Raw genomic sequence first — 17510 nt, 5'->3', positions numbered from 1 at the left:
CTGTGATTTCACCTTAAACAGATTTCTTACCTTTTTTTCTATATGACTATACCATCACAATGGTCTACTTCATGTTGAATGATTTGAGCAATCCATCCTGAGTATTTTCCCCTTCGCTTCTTAAATCCTGAATCAAAATACTCTACTTCTAGCTCTTTGAATCTATTAGTTTTTCTAACACCTATAAGTGAAAGACATCCTTCTTCTGTTTCATATTTACCCGATTTATTCACTATTACAGGGTTAATCATCGGAACGTTCATATCGCCCATACTGATTACAATAATTCTTTTTTTGACACCAATCATATTAGCTGCCATTCCTACACAACCTTCTTTATTCGCTTTAAGTGTATCAAGCAAATCCTGTATCACCTGAACATCTGCTTTTGTAGCAAGTTCTGATTTTTGATTAAGAAAGAATATGTCTTTCATAATTGATTTAACCATATGTTATGCTCCTTTAATATTTATCTTTTTTATTATGTTCTGTTCTATAACTGTTTGACATATTAATGAGGCTACTTTTCTTTAATACTAATCTGCTCAGTTCGAGCTTTATTTATTTCTGAAACCATATTTCTAAATTTCTCTGCAGCTTCCTCTTTTTCTTTTAGTAATTTATTAATTCGTTCATTAAAGCTTTCTTGTAATTCTTGAATCTTTAATTGTTGTTGCTCTTTTAATTTTAAAAGCTCTTTGTCCATTTGAAAAATTGCTCTTTCTTTTTGCATTTCAATGTCTAGTTTAGATTTTCTCTCTAACTCATCTATATTATTCTTATTAATTTGATTTGATTCATTTACCTGGTTTGTTAATTTTGTAGTTTCCTCATTTTTATTTGATAAGTCCTGTTTTAATTGTATATTCTCATTTGTTAGTTTACCAAGTTCTGTTTTTAGGACTAAGATTTCGTCTTTATATTTAATATATTTTTCATTGGTTTCATTTAGTTTTAATATTTTTTCACCTTGCATGTTATTTAGCGTTTTCAAACTTTTAGTATTTTCCAGTAATTCCTTAACAATATGTTTATTATCGGATTGTTCTTTTTCAAGCAAGTTAATTTTCTTGCTTTCTTCTTTTTTCTGTTCTTTTAATGAAATGATGTTTTCGTAAAGCTTTTGAACCTCTTTTTCTTTGTCTACTAGTTCATTCTTATGAACATTTTTTGCCTCTAAGCTTTTTATACTATTTCTTTCGACTATATTTATATATATCTCAGAAATTCTACTTGTTATTGTTTGTAATTCATTTATATCGGATGACATAGTACTGTCTTCTTCTCTTGCTCTATTTAATTCATAGTATTTAACTACTTGCTCCATAAATTCTTTATTGTTTATGCCCTCACTTTGAGCTAATTCATTAAACTTTTGTTTTAACTCATCACTTATTCTTACACTTAATATTGCATCCATCATATACTTCCTCTCTTAAACCAGTATTTTATATTATCAATTTAATTATTTTTACATTTTAACCTATTTATAACTAAAACATTGTCACTGCCTCTTAAATCATCTCCTGGTCGCTACAATATTAATAATATCATGTAAAATACTTATCTGGGTTTATTTATTATCAATTTATTATCAATTTATTATCAATTCATTTGAAAATTTAGTTCTAGTTAGTTATCAATTTTTATAAAAAATAATTGTATACTTATGTATACTATTGAATTTAAAGCGTTTATGCATGTAAACATAATGTTTACATGCATAAGTATACCATAAAACAAGGAAAATCACATATAAAATGAGTAAAAAGCGTAATTTAAGACAAAAACTAAACCATTCAATATAACTTTTATTATATTGAATGGTTTAGTTTGCGATTATTATAATGATTTATACAATTTTGACCTTGATAATATAGTAAGTAAATGTGAAAAGTACAAATACAATTGGATAGTTTTATAAAAAGCTATCACTCAAAAAGAGGAAGTGACTTATTCAAACAATATAATACAAATTGTAATTATAAGTCACTAGTGTTTTGTTAAAATAAAATAGAATTTAACTCCCATTTCCGTGTTGCATACTCCACAACTACCACCATGAAGTAATATTATGTTTTTAACTATTGAAAGTCCTAGTCCTGTACCTCCAAGTTTTCTAGTTCTTGATTTATCTATTTTATAAAAAGTATCCCATATTTTATTATTTTCAGCTTCATCAATTTTACTTCCACTATTCTCAACTTCAACGCAGACAGTATCTTCTCTATCGAGAATTGTTACGGCTATGGAGCCACCATTATTAGCATGCCTTATTGCATTAGTCATATAATTCGTTAGAACTTGTTCTATTCTGTTCCAATCAGCGGTTACTTTTATGTTTTGAACTAAATTTATACCAAGTTTAATATTTTTTTCATTAAGCATGGATGAAAATTTCTTAGCAAGTGGTTTTACTAGTTCATCAATATAAAAATCTTCTTGAACCAAATTAAAATTTCCTGACTCTAGTTGAGATAGATTTAGCATATCAGATACTAAGTTGTTCATTTTCCTTGATTCATCCATTATTACATCTATAAAATATTGTTTTTCCTCGCCTTCTAAAATATCATCATTTAATGCTTGAGTATACCCTTCTATAAGTGTAATTGGTGTTTTAAGCTCATGAGAAACTGCTGCCACAAAGTCTTTTCTTATTTCTGTTAATTTTTTTTCTTTTTCAATATCTTTTTCTAATTTTAAATTAGCATCTTTAAGCGATGTTAAAGATTCATTTAAATTTTCTGAAAGCAGGTTAAGAGAAGTCGCTAAAGCCCCAATTTCATCATTACTTTTTACCACACATTTTTCTGAAAAATCAAGCTTTGCCATTTTACTTGCTGTTTTAGTTATTTTTATCAATGGTTTTGCAATCATATTTGAATATATTAAAGACAGGAATAAAATTATTACTATGGCTCCTATATAAAAATAATAGTAAAATTCCTTAATAACTTGAACTGCTTCATTTACCGGTTGTAATGAAGTATATACATATATAAATTCATCTTTTTTTTCATCATAAGAAATGCCGGCAACACTGTAGGAAATGCTAGTCTCACTTGCTTCCGAATCTAGGTTATTATCGGTAAGAAAGATTAAAGGTTTTTTATCTTTTTTGAATTTAGCAACCCCACCTATAGTTTCTATTTGACTTGACATTAGTTGATCCATAATTCTTGCTTTTATAGAGTCCTTTCTTGCGTCAACTGTTTTTGTAAGATATTTTAAATTACCTGCTTTATCTCTTATAATTATCTTATAACTATTCTGATCTTCAAAAGTACTAATTAAGCTAGTCTCCTCATCATTTGTTTTAAGCAAACTATATTTATCTTTAAATTTAACGAGATCATGCGACAAAGTGTCTCTTTTCCATTTTATATAAAATTGACCAAAAAATGCAGATTGCACTATTAAATTAGTTGTTATGAAAACCACAAAAACTATAGAAGTTATAGCGAAAAGTTTTCGTGTAATACTTTTTTTACTTTTCATTTCTCACCTCGAATTTATATCCGGTACCTCTTACTGTTGATATAAGATAAGATTTTTCACCTAACTTTTCTCTTAATCTTTTTATAACTGTATCAACTGTTCTTAGCTCTCCAAAATAGTCAATACCCCATAAAGCATCTAATATTTTCTCTCTGCTTAATACAATTCTTTTATTAAGTATAAAATAATTTAATAGTTCAAATTCTTTTGGCGATAGGTTGATTTCTATATTGTCGACTGTAACCTCATGGCTTAAATTATCAACTACAAGCCCATCAAAGTTGTCTTCTTCTTTTACAACACTCTCGGTGCTATAAGTTCGTCTTATAATTGCCTTAACCTTAGCGACTAGTAGCTTTGGAACAAAAGGTTTGGTGATATAATGATCAGTGCCTAATTCAAAACCTAGTAATTCGTCATCTTCCTCAGATTTAGCAGTAAGCATTATAACTGGGATATTAGAAGTCTTTCTTATTTCCTTACATACATCCCATCCATCCATGATTGGCATCATTACATCTAGAATAACCAAATCTACTGTATTTTTATTGAAGACATTTATAGCTTCCATTCCATTTTCAGCTTGCAGAATATTATATTGTTCCTTTCTTAAATAAATAGATACAAGATTTCTAATTCTTTCTTCATCATCAACTATCAAAATAGTTTCCATCATATAAAAATCTCCTTAATTACAAATTTATCATATATAAAATTAGTTTGTATTTATAATACCAACAGTAATACCTTGTTTTTTTAATGCAATTATTTTTAGTCATAATTATATAATAAAGATACATTATGGCACATGAATGGCGAATATGTTAACAAATTGTAAATCAATTTTACAACTATTAAACTCTGCTTTAATGAAATGTTCTATACCTAGCAACTTTTTCTAATTCACTTCTAATCTTAACAAAAAAACCATAATAGTAACATAGCTATTTCTTTTATTCATAGTATACTTAAGTAGTACAACTTAGTATGATAAAGATATAAGCTTATATGTATTATATATCTATATAAGGAGGTTTTTATATGCTTAATGGAGCTAAGATTAGAGAATTAAGACTTAATAAATCTTTAACAAGCAAAGATATATCAACTTTATCTAAGAATTTGAGTGTGCATGTATCACAAACTTATTTAGAAGAACTGGAACGAGGAAGTAAAAAAAATCCATCATTTAATATAATTGAAACAATAGCAACTATTCTATGTGTTAATATAGACGAACTTAGAAGAATTTGAGCAACTTTAAGTGGTGGATTAACGTTGCAAGTTAATCCACCTTAACTTTTAATTTGTTTCAATACAATCCCATTCCTTGAAGAAATGATTTAAATATGTCATCATGAATTTATGTCTTTCTTCTGCCATAGTTTTACCTGATTGAGTGTTCATTAAATCTTTCAGTAATAAAAGTTTTTCATAAAAATGATTAACTGTTGTATCCACACTTACCTTATATTGATCAAAATCTTTATATTTTTGTGGTTTAATATTTGGATTATATAGCTCTCTTTGTTTATATCCACCATATGCAAAAGCTCTTGCAATTCCTATAGCACCGATTGCATCTAATCTATCAGCATCCTGAACTACCTTACCTTCTATTGTTTCTTGTTTAGAGTTTGTAGTACCACCTTTAAATGACATAGTTTTTATAATCATATTAATTTTATTAATAATAAAGTCATCAACGCCCAAGTCTCCTAACCATTTTCTCGTAAGTCTAGGTCCGATATCACTATTGCCATCATTAAATTTCCAATCCGCGATGTCATGTAATAAGGCAGTTAGTCCAACCACAAATAGATCTGCACCTTCTTTTTCACATATATAAATTGCAGTTTTGTAAACTCTCAATATATGAAAGTAATCATGCCCTGTTCCTTCCCCTTCTAGTTTGCTTTTTACATATTCCATTGTTTTATTTATAATTAGTTCTTTATTCATTAAACCCCTCCTATGTAACATTGCTATTCCCAGGTTGTCCAAATTTCTGGAGCATAACCAACAGTGGCATCTTTCCCATTTCGTACTATAGGGGTTTTTAAAAGTTGGGGGTTTTTCAACAAAATGTCTTCTTTAATCTCATCTCCCCTAATTTGGCTTAAGTTAGATTTTTTATAATCTTTAGCCTTTGTGTTTATTAGATTATTTAATCCTACAGCTTTTTTTACGCTTTGTAATTCACCATTACTAAGTCCTTTAATATTTAAATCAATAAATTGATATTTTATATTTCTTTCTTTAAAATAACGTTCAGCTTTTTTTGTATCAAAACATTTTTTTGTTCCGAAAAATTGAATATTCATTTATGCATGCTCTCCTTAAATATATTAGTATATATATCATGCTACCATTAATTAAGACATTGGTCACTATTACTTAAAGTATTAGTATTAATAATTATAAAATTAATAGTGCTAATATTACTGTAGCAACTATTCCACAAGTTACAGGAATAATATTCTTCCTTGCAACATCAAAAGGTTCAACCTTACATATTCCTGCCGCGGCAACCACACTCCAAGGAATTATAGTTCCTCCACCTATCCAAATGGTAATTATTTGACCAAATGCTGCAACCTGTTCTTTATCAATATTAATTGTAGTTGAAAATGTATTAGCTAAAGTCCCAACTAACGGAAGACCAGCGAAGCCTGAGCCACTAAGACCAAGAAGAGTGCTTACTGCTGTTTGTATACCTATGACGGAATATTTAGATAAGGGTATCTTACTTGCAGCATATACTCCTATGTCACTTAGAATTCCGGTGGCTCCATTACCCAATATTGTAATAGCAGTACCTTCGCTTCCTAGAAAGAAAAAAGCACCAATAATTATAATTGGAGCAAAAATGTTTATACCAAAAGTGAAACCATTCTTAACATATTTAGTAACTTCACCTAATGATGTTTTAAAATTAGTATTAATTATAGAGCAAATTATCATTATTATTGACGCTGTTCCGCCTATTAAGGCTGTTGATTCAGAGCCTATGAAGTTAAACTTTTTTATAAAAAGTATGTCTATTATAAATACACAAGGCGTAGCTACTGCCATTGCCTTTGTACCTATTAAATTATTTTGTGATGATTTCTTGGTTCCAATTAAAGCTTTATTTATTTTGATTTCTGTAGTTTTGTCTCTCCTCATAAGTATAAATGCTATAGTAATAGTGACTATACTCATTATACCCCAAAATGGAAGGCATTCTCTAACTATTCCTAATGAATTAGGTAAGTTTGCAGTTTTCGCAGTTATTGATGGTGCTGCTTGAAGGACAAAATCGCTTGATAAAGCTACGCCATTACCGAATAGGCATAAAACTACTGCAGCCCATATTGCTGGCAAACCAGCTTGTATTGCTGCTGGCACCATTAGGGCGCCTATAAAAACTACGGCTGGTGTTGGCCAAATAAACCACGAAGTCAACGTTACGGTAACACCTAGAACAAAGAATGACATAGTTTTGTTTATCATTAATTTTTTTATAGGTTTTATAATTAATTCATCTGCACCCAAATCATTTAATGCACTAGACATTGCATTAACCAATGCAATAACTACAACTATTTCAATGAATTCTTTTCCTGATACCACTATAGCCTTATATATAATTTGAATAGCGCTTATGCTATTACCTGTAAATATATAACCAATTACCCCTATTCCTAAAATACATGGAACTATTACATCTTTTTTTATAGAAATTATAATTGTAATTATGATAATTATAATGATATATGCATAATGAATTACACCTAAATTTACCACGTATTTTTAACCCTCCTATGTCTTATACTTAAACACACAACTATATAACTTATAATTAATTAAAAAATTAAATATCAAGACATATTTTTAAATTTTATTTAACAGATATATTAAAATAAGTATGTGCAATATTCCACAAAAATAATCAATTTATACTATTGCATAAAGGATTATAATATGATTACATATAGCATGACTTTATTTAATAATTATGATAAACTTAGGACTAGCAAAAAATATTAGACACAATAAATGATATTTTTTAATATGATATACAATTAAGGGAGGCAGAAATGTTAAAAATTTGGGGCAAATTAATAAAAGATAATAGAATTATAAGAGATGAAGTTACAATATCCGAAATAGATGATAGTTACCAAGAAAATCTAAAAATGTGTATAACAGAGTTATGTTACAAATTTGATATTTCAACACCTTATTGGCTGAAACCTAATGTTAATGAATACAATAAAAGACGTAAAACTAGTTTCGATGAAAATAATTTTATAGAGGAAATTTATTTTGATAAATTTATAGTAGAAGAATTAAAACCAAACGAAAAAGAGCACTAGAATCTTAATAATTAAGTTCTAGTGCTACCTACTTACTTTAATTGCATTGTATTTAAAAAGGAATGATTGTATCATCAGGGAAAATAGAGCTATCAAAAACAGTGAATTCTTCGAAATTATCATTTTCTTTTAAATTAGTTAGATATATTTCATCTTCACCTATTACTTTTAGCTCCATTAAAGTACTAACGCCAAAGTTAAATACATTGTTTAGAAATTTAGGACTATCTATAAATTTAGTGGTGGTTTTAATATTAAGCTCAAATTCATGTAAATTACGTTCTTTGGGAATATTTAAAAGAATATCTATAGGTTTTTCAAAAAAACCATTTATACTTTTATTTATATTGTTTTTAAGATAATAAGTTATATAGTTAACTCTCAAAATAAATTTAATGCTTGAAAATTCAGAGGTTGTAGGGGTATAACTCCTGAATTCGGTGGATGGCACTATTATACCCGGTTCAAATTTCATATATTTATATATATAAGAAGAATTCGTTTCTTTAGGTAAATTAAAACTTATTATAGGGAATTTTATAGTTTCAATGTATGTGGAAAATACTCGTTTTGCTAATATTGCTATTTGGTTACTAACTGCATTTAAATTGATAATTGCAACTTTCGGAGTGTATGTAAAAGGAATGTTAATTGAAATAATATTATATGGCTGACTATTAATTGTATTCATGAGAATCGAACTAATCAAAAAATTTGATTTTAAATCTATTATATCAATTCCACCATAATCATCACAGCTTCTATTAGAAACTAATAGCTTAGTATTGTCATCAGTTATAAAAAGACTAGTAGGTTGAGGCCTTGAAGTAAGAACATAATTATATGCTTTATTAGTATTAATATCGATTAACTCTATTCTATTTAGCCCTAAGTTTGATGCATATAAGGTGTTTTCGTTTATTATCATTCCAGTTATTAAAGATCCTTTGAGCAGAATTATGTTAGTGATAAGTTTTGAATCAATATTTATTTTTAAAATATCAATCTTTGTTGAAATATATGCGGTTTTATCATCTTTTGAAATTAAAAGGCATGTTGGATTAATACCTAAATTTTCAAATGAATTTATAAGTGTATAAGTATCAGTATTATAAATTCTTAGTTGTTTCAATAATGTGTCTAATACATATAGTTTAGATCCTTTTATGTTAAGTTTTATATCAGTAATTGCTGAGAATTCGCGAATACGATTTAGTATTTTATCTAAATTTATATCATAGATAATTACTTCAGAAGTATTTGAAACATATATTTTTTGATTTGCCTTATCTATTAGGAAATTACCATCATTAGAAATAAAGTGTTCTTCTATTTTGTAACTTTTGCAATTAACAAAAGAAATTGTATTATTGACATCACATGCAACACCAATGGTATTATTATCTCTTATTGCTAATTTGAATGGTCTTTCTCCAACTGGAATTTCTTTTAATATTGTATTGCAAAGACCATCAATTATAGTTATTGTTCCAGTTTTAACATTTGAAACAAAATAGATTTTTTTTCTTATAATTGTATCCATTTTACTCACACCCTTTAGCCTTATTAATAAAAAATATGCTTTAACTTCAAAAAATATGCCCAAAATAAAAAAAAAGGATTCGGAAAAACCAAATCCAAGAATAATATAAGTGTAAGCTAAACCATTTCGTAGTTATTAAATTTTGCTTTTTTTACGATCTTGTATATCCCTTTGGGTTTTATACTAATTTTTAGAATTTCAGCATTAACAATATCAATGTAGACTTCTTTAAATTTAATGGATAGACTGCAACCATAAGATATTTTTATTGGTGTTGACACTAATTCAACATTGCAAGACTTCTTTAAAAGTCTTTGATACAGAAGTGTTGTACTATTGTGACCTGGGTAAACAACTAAATACTCGGTTTCTTCTATTTGCATAGTCTTGTAGTCCCCCCTTGTTGCTAATCAGGTTTATAAATGATTTTATATTAAATGAAATTATTGGATACTCTATAATATGAAAACATACTATTATTGTGATAACTAAGCTCGTTTATTTATTTAAGTGAAATATTTTATCTTGAGTTTCTTATGTTAATATTATATTTGTTTTTAAGATCTTTTTTTAAAAATTCTATCTACAATCCCGATGCTTTTTTCAAAATCTAAATCTTGTCTTAATGCTTCCTTTTCATTAGTTAATTGTTGCAATTTATTTTTCAAGTCACTTATAACATTAGATTTAGATATTTTTTGTTCTTTTAATCCTTCATATTCATTAGTAAGTTGCTGTGATTTATTTGTTAAGTTATCTAGTAGTACCGTACTAGATATTTTTTCAACTTCCATTACCTTTAACTTTTTCATAGAAGTTTTTTGAATCTCAGCTATTATAGAAAGTTTCTCTTCAGCTTGTTTTTTTGCAGTTGTGAGTCTAAAGAAATTATCTTCTGATTCCTCTATAACTCTTAATTTTTGTTGATATTTTATTTGCAAATCTATAAGTTCTTTCTTCAGATCTCTGTTGCTTTTTTTTAAAATCATAATTTCTTCTTTTAAATTTTTTTTGCCTGTTTCAATAGAAGGATCTAGAGTTTCTTTTTTATTTGTTTTATTGATTGTAGAAAGATCCACAGTTTTTGTGTAGGTGGGTAATACTAACTTTATTTCTTTAGAATTTGTTCCTAATATATATCTACATTTGATATCATTATTTTTATTAATTAAAGATAAATATTTGTATATTAAAAATTCATCGGTAACGTCTGTATAATATTTGTAAGGTTCACTCCATTTGTGTTTATATGAAGACACAAAAATATTTTTGTTTTCAGACCATATAGCCCAAAGGATTCCTTTTATTTCAACTATACAAAAATTAGTAGGTTTATCAGGAGTTTCATGTATTTTATAACTTTTCATTTTCCCATCTGATTCGATTAGTACATTTTCTAACAGATATAAAGAGCCTTCTTTAGACATATTCATAATATTTATATTATTTAAATGTAATGATGTATAAAAATTAACACTACTACCGATAATGCCATATAATCTTTTTGGAATGCTCCATTTATTATTTTTGTATTCTGTGACATTTATTGCTGATTCATTTTTTTCACCTTTAATAAATATTAAAGATAAATTATCATTATCTAAAGTTTGTACTTCATAATGAGAAAAAATATCCTTTTGAAACGGTATGGTATCTATTGTATTAAATACACTCTCCTCCTTATTTAAACATAAATGAATTAGAGAACAATTTAGTTTATTTAAGTTGTTTTTTGCAATGAAAAATATATTTATTGATCTATGAATTGTAATAACAGTTAATTCTAACATATCATAGTCTTTATTTTCAAAAGTATAAATAGTTTTTCCAAGCCAATTGTTAACTTCCCATACACAATACTTAAGCTCTCCGACTTTCACACTATATATAATGCAAATTTTGTTATCAGTATCTAAGCATACCTCAAAATCTAAAACATCATTATCAATTTTCTTCTCTTTAGTCCATTTATCTTCAGAATACATTATATTGTATAGTAAATCATTATTATCATTTACATAGAATTTCCATATATGATCTTCACCATCGTATAATAAACATGGACTACATAATGTCATATCACTCATCTCCTTATAGAAATTATATTTTATAATAAAGTAATATATAACCTAATAATTAATATTAGAAGTAATAGACATAGTACATAAATAATATTGTATTATATGATTTTAAATTAACGCTTAGGTTATAGAAATGTATATCAATCACAACTAATATTTACTTGCATACTATACCATAAGTGACACGAATTAAAAGTGTACTGCTTGACATAAAAGGAGGATAAATAATGGATATTACTCATGATGATTTTATTCCAAGACCTGGTCTTGTTAACAAACAAGGATACCTTCCTGACCCATCTGAGTTAGTTTGTATTGAAATTCCAAAAGTTTTTGATCAGTGCCTTATTAAAAGATGTTTAGTTTATGGATGCGGATCAGATACAGTTGATACGGATGATGAGTTAAGAAGTAATCCCCTTGATGATCCAAAAATATTTATAGGATGTAGGGATTTTGAGCTAAAGCTTGTTTCAATAGAGAAAATACCACTAAAGAAAAATTCTAATTATAAGAAAATGATAATTTGTTTTGTAGTTTCATTTTATGCTGATTTTATAGATTGTAATGGTAATAATAAATGTGAATTTTATGAAATTAATCGTACAGAAGTCATATCAAAACTATATTGCCCGGATTCAATAGCACAAATATCCGCTACTTTTATATCTACTGGTAAATCTACTGACCTGGATACTGAAATTGTAAAACTTGAATTGGTAGCTGAATGTTTAAATGGAGTTCTCTTTAAGGACGATTGTGGTGAAAGCATTTTAGATATAACCTTAGGATTCCATCTTATTGTAAAATGTGAGTTAATTGTTCAATTATTAATTCCTTCATATGGTTATTGCCAAGTACCTAAACAATGTGAAGAAGAGTTCGACGATGATCCTTGTGAAGAATTTGATCGAGCACCGGTTCCAAAATTTTTCCCAGATCAAAAGCTTAGACCTTTATTTGATGATGATGACTGTGAAGAGTGCGAGTAAGAGCTATGACAAAGTAAATTTCAATTACTCAAGTTGATTGTGTTAAAAATGCAATATATGGGCTATGGTAGCACTAAATCACTAAGGCTTCACATAATCTGTAGTAAATAAATGGCTCAATAAAACGAGCCTTTTATAAGTTTACTATTAGATAAAACTTGCATATCATATTCACATAATATAATTTTTAAAATAAAATGCAACTTATAAATTTTTTTAAAATTAATAAATTTATCAATCACAACTTATGTGTACCTGCATACTATAAAAAAGAGAACACGAATTAAAAGTGTATCATTTAACATAAAAGGAGGATAATTAATGACTATTTCTCATAATGATTTTATTGCAAGACCAGGTGTAATTAATAAGCAGGGACACCTTCCAGATCCGTCAGAACTAGTTTGTGTTGAAATCCCAAAGGTTTTTGACCAATGTTTAATTAAAAGATGTTTAGTTTATGGTTGCGGACCCGATACGGTAGATACAGATGCTGAATTAAGAAGTGATCCACTTGATGACCCAAGAGTATTTACAGGATGCAGGGATTTTAAGTTAAAGCTTATTTCAGTAGAGAAAATTCCACTTAAAAAAAATCCTAGTTACAAAAAAGTAATAGTATGTTTTGTAATTTCATTTTATGCTGAATATATAAATTGTGATGGAGAAACAAAATGTGAATTTTATGAGATTAATCGTACAGAAGTAATACCAAAACTATATTGTCCAGATTCAATTGCACAAATATCTGCTACAACTGTTCCAACTGGTAAATCTAGTGATCTTGATTCTGAAATTATAAAGCTTGAATTAGTAGCAGAATGTTTAGATGGAATCTTTTGCACGGATGATTGCGATGAAAGTGTTTTAGATATAACCTTAGGATTTCATCTTATTGTAAAATGCGAACTAATTGTTCAACTTTTAATTCCTGCATATGGATATTGTCCTATACCTTGCCAATGCGAAGAGGAATGCGAAGATGATCCTTGTGAAAAATTTGATCGAGCACCAGTTCCAAAATTCTTCCCGGATCAGAAACTTAAGCCTTTATTTGATGATGAATGTGAAGATGATGAGTAAGTAATTTCTAAAAAAATTACAATTAATTAGAACATTTGCAAGTATAAATCATATATTATACTATAAGAATTCTAATATGCCAGCTTTTGTAAATAGTCAATTTAGAATTCTTTTTACTAAATATAATGCATTTAAATTTAAGGAGGAATAAATATATGAATTCTAATTCAAAAGGCCATTATCAAGATGAGAAAGATTGTAGCTGTAAAAAACAAAAAGATGAAGGGACTAAAGTTCTATTAAAATGTAAGGATTCAAGCCTAGTAACAGTAACAGCAACATCAGGAACCGTTGTAGGTACTCCTGGCACTGCAGTATTAACTCCAAGACTAGCTTCAATTAGTTTAGACACAGGTCGTTTTCATGATCCCTGCGTTAAATTTGATTTTTCAACCAATATAGTTGTCGCACCTGGAGCTGGTACATCAGTGGCTGTTACATTCCAATTAAACAAACTTTGTAAAGGTGAAACTGTTGCAACTGTAATTGGAAATCCATGGGTATATGCTACAGCAGCAACAGCAACTGATATAATTGCTTTTACTGTTTGTGATTGCGATTGCGATAATGGTTGTGACTGTGAAAGTGATTGTTGCACTTATTTCATATCGGCAAGCACAGCGGCTACACTTACTGCTGGAACGGTAGCTACAACATCAACTGTAACTTTTAACAATCCAACACTAGCAGCTTTAGTAGTAGAAAGATAATCACAGTAATACTAATAATACTAAAACACATAAAAAGGCCCTATAAAAAGGGTCTTTTTTCATGTATATCTTTTAGTACTTTAATAAGTTTTTCAATATCATCAAAACTGTTAAAATATCCTGGACTTATTCTAACTGTTCCTCTTCGTCCTGTTCCAATTATTTGATGTATTAGTGGTGCACAGTGAAAACCTGTTCTTGCCGCTATTCCATTTTTATTAAGAAAATCCCCTACTTGAGATACATCTACAGTGTCTATATTTAAAGAAACTACCGCTCCCCTATTTTTATAATCAGTTCCTCCATAAATTTTAACATAAGATAATTTTCTTAATTCTTTTACTAAATATTCTACTAACATAATTTCATGTTTTCTTATATTTTCTATTCCTATTTTTCTAATGAACCTTATTCCTTCATATAATCCTGCTATTCCTGGTGTATTTAAGGTTCCACTCTCAAATTTATCAGGTAAAAAGTTAGGTTGCTTCATAGACAGTGAATCACTCCCAGTTCCTCCTTGAATAAATGAATCCAAATTGATCCCTTCTTTTATATATAATCCTCCTGTACCTTGTGGTCCATATAATCCTTTATGACCAGGGAAAGCTAATAAGTCAATATTATCAAGTACTACATCTATTGGTATAACTCCTGCGCTTTGAGATGCGTCAACCATAAATATTATTCCATATTGTTTCGCAATTTGACCTATACCTCTTATATCCTGAACAGTTCCTAATACATTGGAAGTATGGTTTATTATAATAACCTTAGTATTGTTACGTATTGATTTTTTTATATTGTTGATATTTAAATATCCATTTTCATCTACCCCGAGAAGAGTATACGTTATCCCTTTTTTATTTAGATAAATCAATGGTCTTAAAACGGAGTTATGCTCAATTACTGTGCTAATAACATGATCGCCTGGCTTTAGTATTCCTTTTATACCAATATTTAAAGATTCAGTAGCGTTACATGTAAATATAATATTTAATAAATTAGGAATGTTGAAAAGTTCACTTAGTTCTTGCCTTGTATCCATAATTTTAGAGGAAGCCTCAATCGCCATAGTATGAGACCCTCTACCTGGATTAGCAGCATAATTTTCCATGCAATTTAATACTTCGGAATAGACCTCCACCGGTTTTGGGAAACTAGTGGCAGCATTATCAAGATATATCATAAATTCCTCCTGCTTTGTTTATGTCATTTACTCTTTATATAGTATAAGTATTTTCATAACCATCACAGTATGCTTAATTTATTGTTAATTTTATAAACTATTAAAATGGTTAAAAGATTGCATTAAAAAATGAACCCCTAAAATAGAAGTTCATTTTTAACTATTATTAATTTAATTTGAATTATTTTATGTAATAAAGTTCATATTAAGATTAACTTTTTATTTATCAAATACACCACCAGTTTTTTTAGTACTTCTTGCTGCTTTACTTTTTTTACCAATAACTTTAGTAGCTCTTGAAAGTCCACTTTGCTCAGAACTTCTCTTTTTCTTTTCTTCAATAATCTTTTTCATCATTTCAATATTATTGCTTGACATAAATTCTTCCTCCTTCGGCAGCAAATCAAGAATGGTAGATACTATAGAATTTATGTTTAATTTATAATTTCCACATTTTTATTATATACATTCAAACTTAACTTGTTGTGTTCTCTACTAATAAGTTTATCTTAATTCTTTGAAAATTTCAATATAATATTAAAAAATAATATTATATTTTATCAAAAGTTCTATTATTTTTAATATTTATCTTAATTTCCATTTTTATAGGCTTTAATGAGTGATGTTATGTAACTTAATAAGAACATTTTTGTAGCCTAGTTTTATAATTTCATTCATATATAGTTTTTCATATGTAATTATATCAATATCAAATTCTAAAGCCTTTAAGAAATTGTCTCCATAAATTTTTTTTATAAACATCTCATAATCTTCTTTTATTAAAGTATAATGTTTTTCATCGTAATGATAACCTTTTGTATCATTATTTAATTTTTCTATAATTCCATATAATTGATAAATGTAACTAATGTCTTTCAGATTAAAATCATTTGCTAAAGCCACAATCGATTTTGCATAATTAAAATTCATAGGGATAGGATAAATATTAATTTTGTTCTCATTATCAAATTCTTTTAACATTCGTAAGCTCTGAAATAATGTTGTGCATATATCCAATTGAATAATTGTTGCATATTCACTGAGCTTTAATGCTTTATTTTGCTCCTCATATTCTCTATTAGTTTTCTCAATTTTACTTTGTGTCTTAATTGATATTGCGGTAGAATTTTTATTTATGAACCAACTGAAGATTCCTCCTAAAATAGCACCAATTATAATAGAAGTAGATGATATAATTGGGTTTATAAAATTGTCAGGTATGAATAATAATGATTCTAACATCACAATATCTCCTTTCTAAAAAAATATTTTCTATAGTAGGATTTCCATACTAATTTATTTTATTCCATATTAGTTATTATAATAAATTCATTTAAAAAATTAATTTTGACAAAACAATGGTAAATGGAGTATTGTTTTAGATAAGCTTATGTAAATAAAGGTTATATTTAAGATAACACATATGTTTTTAAGTAATTTTATTAAAGGAGACTACAAGCTCATGAATACGCAAAATGATAACAGAGGACAAACAAGAAGCAATGTACCAGTTGGTACTACAGTAGATGTTGTGTTAAAAAAGGACCAAAGAACAACTAACCTAACTAGAGGTGTAGTTCAAAGAATACTAACAAACTCAGCAGTACATCATAGAGGAATAAAGGTTATGTTAGAAGATGGACAGGTTGGCAGAGTGCAAGCCATTATTTCAAAGTAGAAATTAATAGTTTAACGACATTTTAGAAGGAAAATCTCTCACTTCTATAAGTGGAAGTTACATATCCTAACAAATAGAAAACTTCAGTAAAAGAATTAAACACCTTCTGAAGTTGTCAATGCATCTTCTAGAATCTCTAGCAGCGACCCAGGAGATGATTTAGTGTTAGAATCCAAATTATCATTAACTATTATCATAATAATAGTTAATGATAATTTGGATTTTGTACTTAATTTTAAAATTTACTGTCAATCATTTTTAAAAATGTCCCAAATTAAGTGAAACATTAGCACCAACGAATTGTTGGTGCTTTACTTTGTTTGAATTATAATTTTGGGTAAGTTTAATACACCTACTGAATACTAAACTTTT

General features: G+C 27.8%; 19 protein-coding genes. 6 read left to right on the top strand and 13 right to left on the bottom strand.

Annotation, left to right across the window (positions count from 1 at the left end; translation table 11 throughout):
- Window positions 1–38: 38 nt before the first annotated feature.
- The 4 genes from KPL37_RS12765 to KPL37_RS12750 form a co-directional block, all read right to left on the bottom strand.
- The gene (locus KPL37_RS12765; protein ID WP_216149954.1) at window positions 39–449 is read right to left on the bottom strand and encodes a peptide deformylase; all 411 of its coding nucleotides are present in this window, start codon (window positions 447–449) and stop codon (window positions 39–41) included.
- Window positions 450–520: 71 nt separating this feature from the next.
- Window positions 521–1423 (bottom strand): coiled-coil domain-containing protein, encoded by a 903-nt coding sequence (locus KPL37_RS12760; protein ID WP_216149952.1) that lies wholly within the window; start codon window positions 1421–1423, stop codon window positions 521–523.
- Between the two features lie 569 nt (window positions 1424–1992).
- Entirely contained in the window at window positions 1993–3501 is a 1509-nt protein-coding gene (locus tag KPL37_RS12755; RefSeq protein WP_216149950.1) for a HAMP domain-containing sensor histidine kinase, read from the bottom strand.
- Window positions 3491–4177, bottom strand: a complete 687-nt coding sequence (locus tag KPL37_RS12750) for a response regulator transcription factor (protein ID WP_281418688.1) — start codon at window positions 4175–4177, stop codon at window positions 3491–3493. The genes KPL37_RS12755 and KPL37_RS12750 overlap by 11 nt, the downstream gene beginning before the upstream one ends.
- Window positions 4178–4542: 365 nt before the next feature.
- Between KPL37_RS12750 and KPL37_RS12745 the strand changes: the two genes are divergently transcribed.
- Window positions 4543–4755 carry a helix-turn-helix domain-containing protein gene (locus tag KPL37_RS12745; protein WP_171297056.1) on the top strand — a complete coding sequence of 71 codons (213 nt, stop codon included), beginning with the start codon at window positions 4543–4545 and terminating at the stop codon, window positions 4753–4755.
- A 48-nt stretch (window positions 4756–4803) separates the two neighbouring features.
- Here the strand turns inward: KPL37_RS12745 and KPL37_RS12740 are convergent, their stop codons facing one another.
- From KPL37_RS12740 to KPL37_RS12730, 3 genes are all read right to left on the bottom strand, one after another.
- Entirely contained in the window at window positions 4804–5463 is a 660-nt protein-coding gene (locus tag KPL37_RS12740) for an HD domain-containing protein (protein ID WP_216149948.1), read from the bottom strand.
- A gap of 23 nt (window positions 5464–5486) precedes the next feature.
- Window positions 5487–5825, bottom strand: a complete 339-nt coding sequence (locus KPL37_RS12735) for an arsenate reductase family protein (RefSeq protein ID WP_216149946.1) — start codon at window positions 5823–5825, stop codon at window positions 5487–5489.
- Between the two features lie 94 nt (window positions 5826–5919).
- Window positions 5920–7290, bottom strand: a complete 1371-nt coding sequence (locus KPL37_RS12730; protein WP_216149944.1) for a TRAP transporter large permease — start codon at window positions 7288–7290, stop codon at window positions 5920–5922.
- A 293-nt stretch (window positions 7291–7583) separates the two neighbouring features.
- Here KPL37_RS12730 and KPL37_RS12725 point away from each other — a divergent pair, with 293 nt between their 5' ends.
- Complete coding sequence (locus KPL37_RS12725; protein WP_216149942.1) at window positions 7584–7862, top strand: hypothetical protein; 279 nt, start codon at window positions 7584–7586, stop codon at window positions 7860–7862.
- A gap of 52 nt (window positions 7863–7914) precedes the next feature.
- Here the strand turns inward: KPL37_RS12725 and KPL37_RS12720 are convergent, their stop codons facing one another.
- The 3 genes from KPL37_RS12720 to KPL37_RS12710 form a co-directional block, all read right to left on the bottom strand.
- On the bottom strand, window positions 7915–9405 hold the full coding sequence (locus KPL37_RS12720) for a YncE family protein (protein WP_216149940.1): 1491 nt from the start codon (window positions 9403–9405) through the stop codon (window positions 7915–7917).
- A gap of 116 nt (window positions 9406–9521) precedes the next feature.
- Entirely contained in the window at window positions 9522–9788 is a 267-nt protein-coding gene (locus tag KPL37_RS12715) for a putative Se/S carrier-like protein (protein ID WP_216149938.1), read from the bottom strand.
- 174 nt (window positions 9789–9962) lie between these two features.
- A complete protein-coding gene (locus KPL37_RS12710) occupies window positions 9963–11483 on the bottom strand; it encodes a hypothetical protein (protein WP_216149936.1) in 1521 nt (506 codons plus the stop codon).
- 230 nt (window positions 11484–11713) lie between these two features.
- Between KPL37_RS12710 and KPL37_RS12705 the strand changes: the two genes are divergently transcribed.
- The 3 genes from KPL37_RS12705 to KPL37_RS12695 all read left to right on the top strand — a co-directional run bounded on the left by KPL37_RS12705 (window position 11714) and on the right by KPL37_RS12695 (window position 14271).
- Entirely contained in the window at window positions 11714–12478 is a 765-nt protein-coding gene (locus KPL37_RS12705; RefSeq protein ID WP_216149935.1) for a hypothetical protein, read from the top strand.
- Window positions 12479–12799: 321 nt separating this feature from the next.
- Complete coding sequence (locus KPL37_RS12700) at window positions 12800–13561, top strand: hypothetical protein (RefSeq protein ID WP_216149933.1); 762 nt, start codon at window positions 12800–12802, stop codon at window positions 13559–13561.
- Between the two features lie 155 nt (window positions 13562–13716).
- A complete protein-coding gene (locus KPL37_RS12695; RefSeq protein ID WP_216149931.1) occupies window positions 13717–14271 on the top strand; it encodes a DUF4489 domain-containing protein in 555 nt (184 codons plus the stop codon).
- A 40-nt stretch (window positions 14272–14311) separates the two neighbouring features.
- On the opposite strand, the gene KPL37_RS12690 is transcribed toward KPL37_RS12695, so the two are convergent.
- The 3 genes from KPL37_RS12690 to KPL37_RS12680 all read right to left on the bottom strand — a co-directional run bounded on the left by KPL37_RS12690 (window position 14312) and on the right by KPL37_RS12680 (window position 16702).
- Window positions 14312–15460, bottom strand: a complete 1149-nt coding sequence (locus tag KPL37_RS12690; RefSeq protein WP_216149929.1) for an aminotransferase class V-fold PLP-dependent enzyme — start codon at window positions 15458–15460, stop codon at window positions 14312–14314.
- A 219-nt stretch (window positions 15461–15679) separates the two neighbouring features.
- On the bottom strand, window positions 15680–15838 hold the full coding sequence (locus KPL37_RS12685) for a hypothetical protein (protein WP_216149927.1): 159 nt from the start codon (window positions 15836–15838) through the stop codon (window positions 15680–15682).
- A gap of 234 nt (window positions 15839–16072) precedes the next feature.
- Window positions 16073–16702: a hypothetical protein gene (locus KPL37_RS12680; RefSeq protein WP_216149925.1), complete on the bottom strand. Its 630-nt coding sequence runs from the start codon at window positions 16700–16702 to the stop codon at window positions 16073–16075.
- Between the two features lie 220 nt (window positions 16703–16922).
- Here KPL37_RS12680 and KPL37_RS12675 point away from each other — a divergent pair, with 220 nt between their 5' ends.
- Window positions 16923–17138 carry a YwbE family protein gene (locus KPL37_RS12675; protein ID WP_216108471.1) on the top strand — a complete coding sequence of 72 codons (216 nt, stop codon included), beginning with the start codon at window positions 16923–16925 and terminating at the stop codon, window positions 17136–17138.
- Window positions 17139–17510 lie beyond the last annotated feature (372 nt).

It is taken from the genome of Clostridium frigoris (genome assembly GCF_018861865.1).
GTDB classification, from domain to species: Bacteria; Bacillota; Clostridia; order Clostridiales; family Clostridiaceae; genus Clostridium_AD; species Clostridium_AD frigoris.
This window is presented reverse-complemented; position numbering and strand designations above follow the sequence as displayed.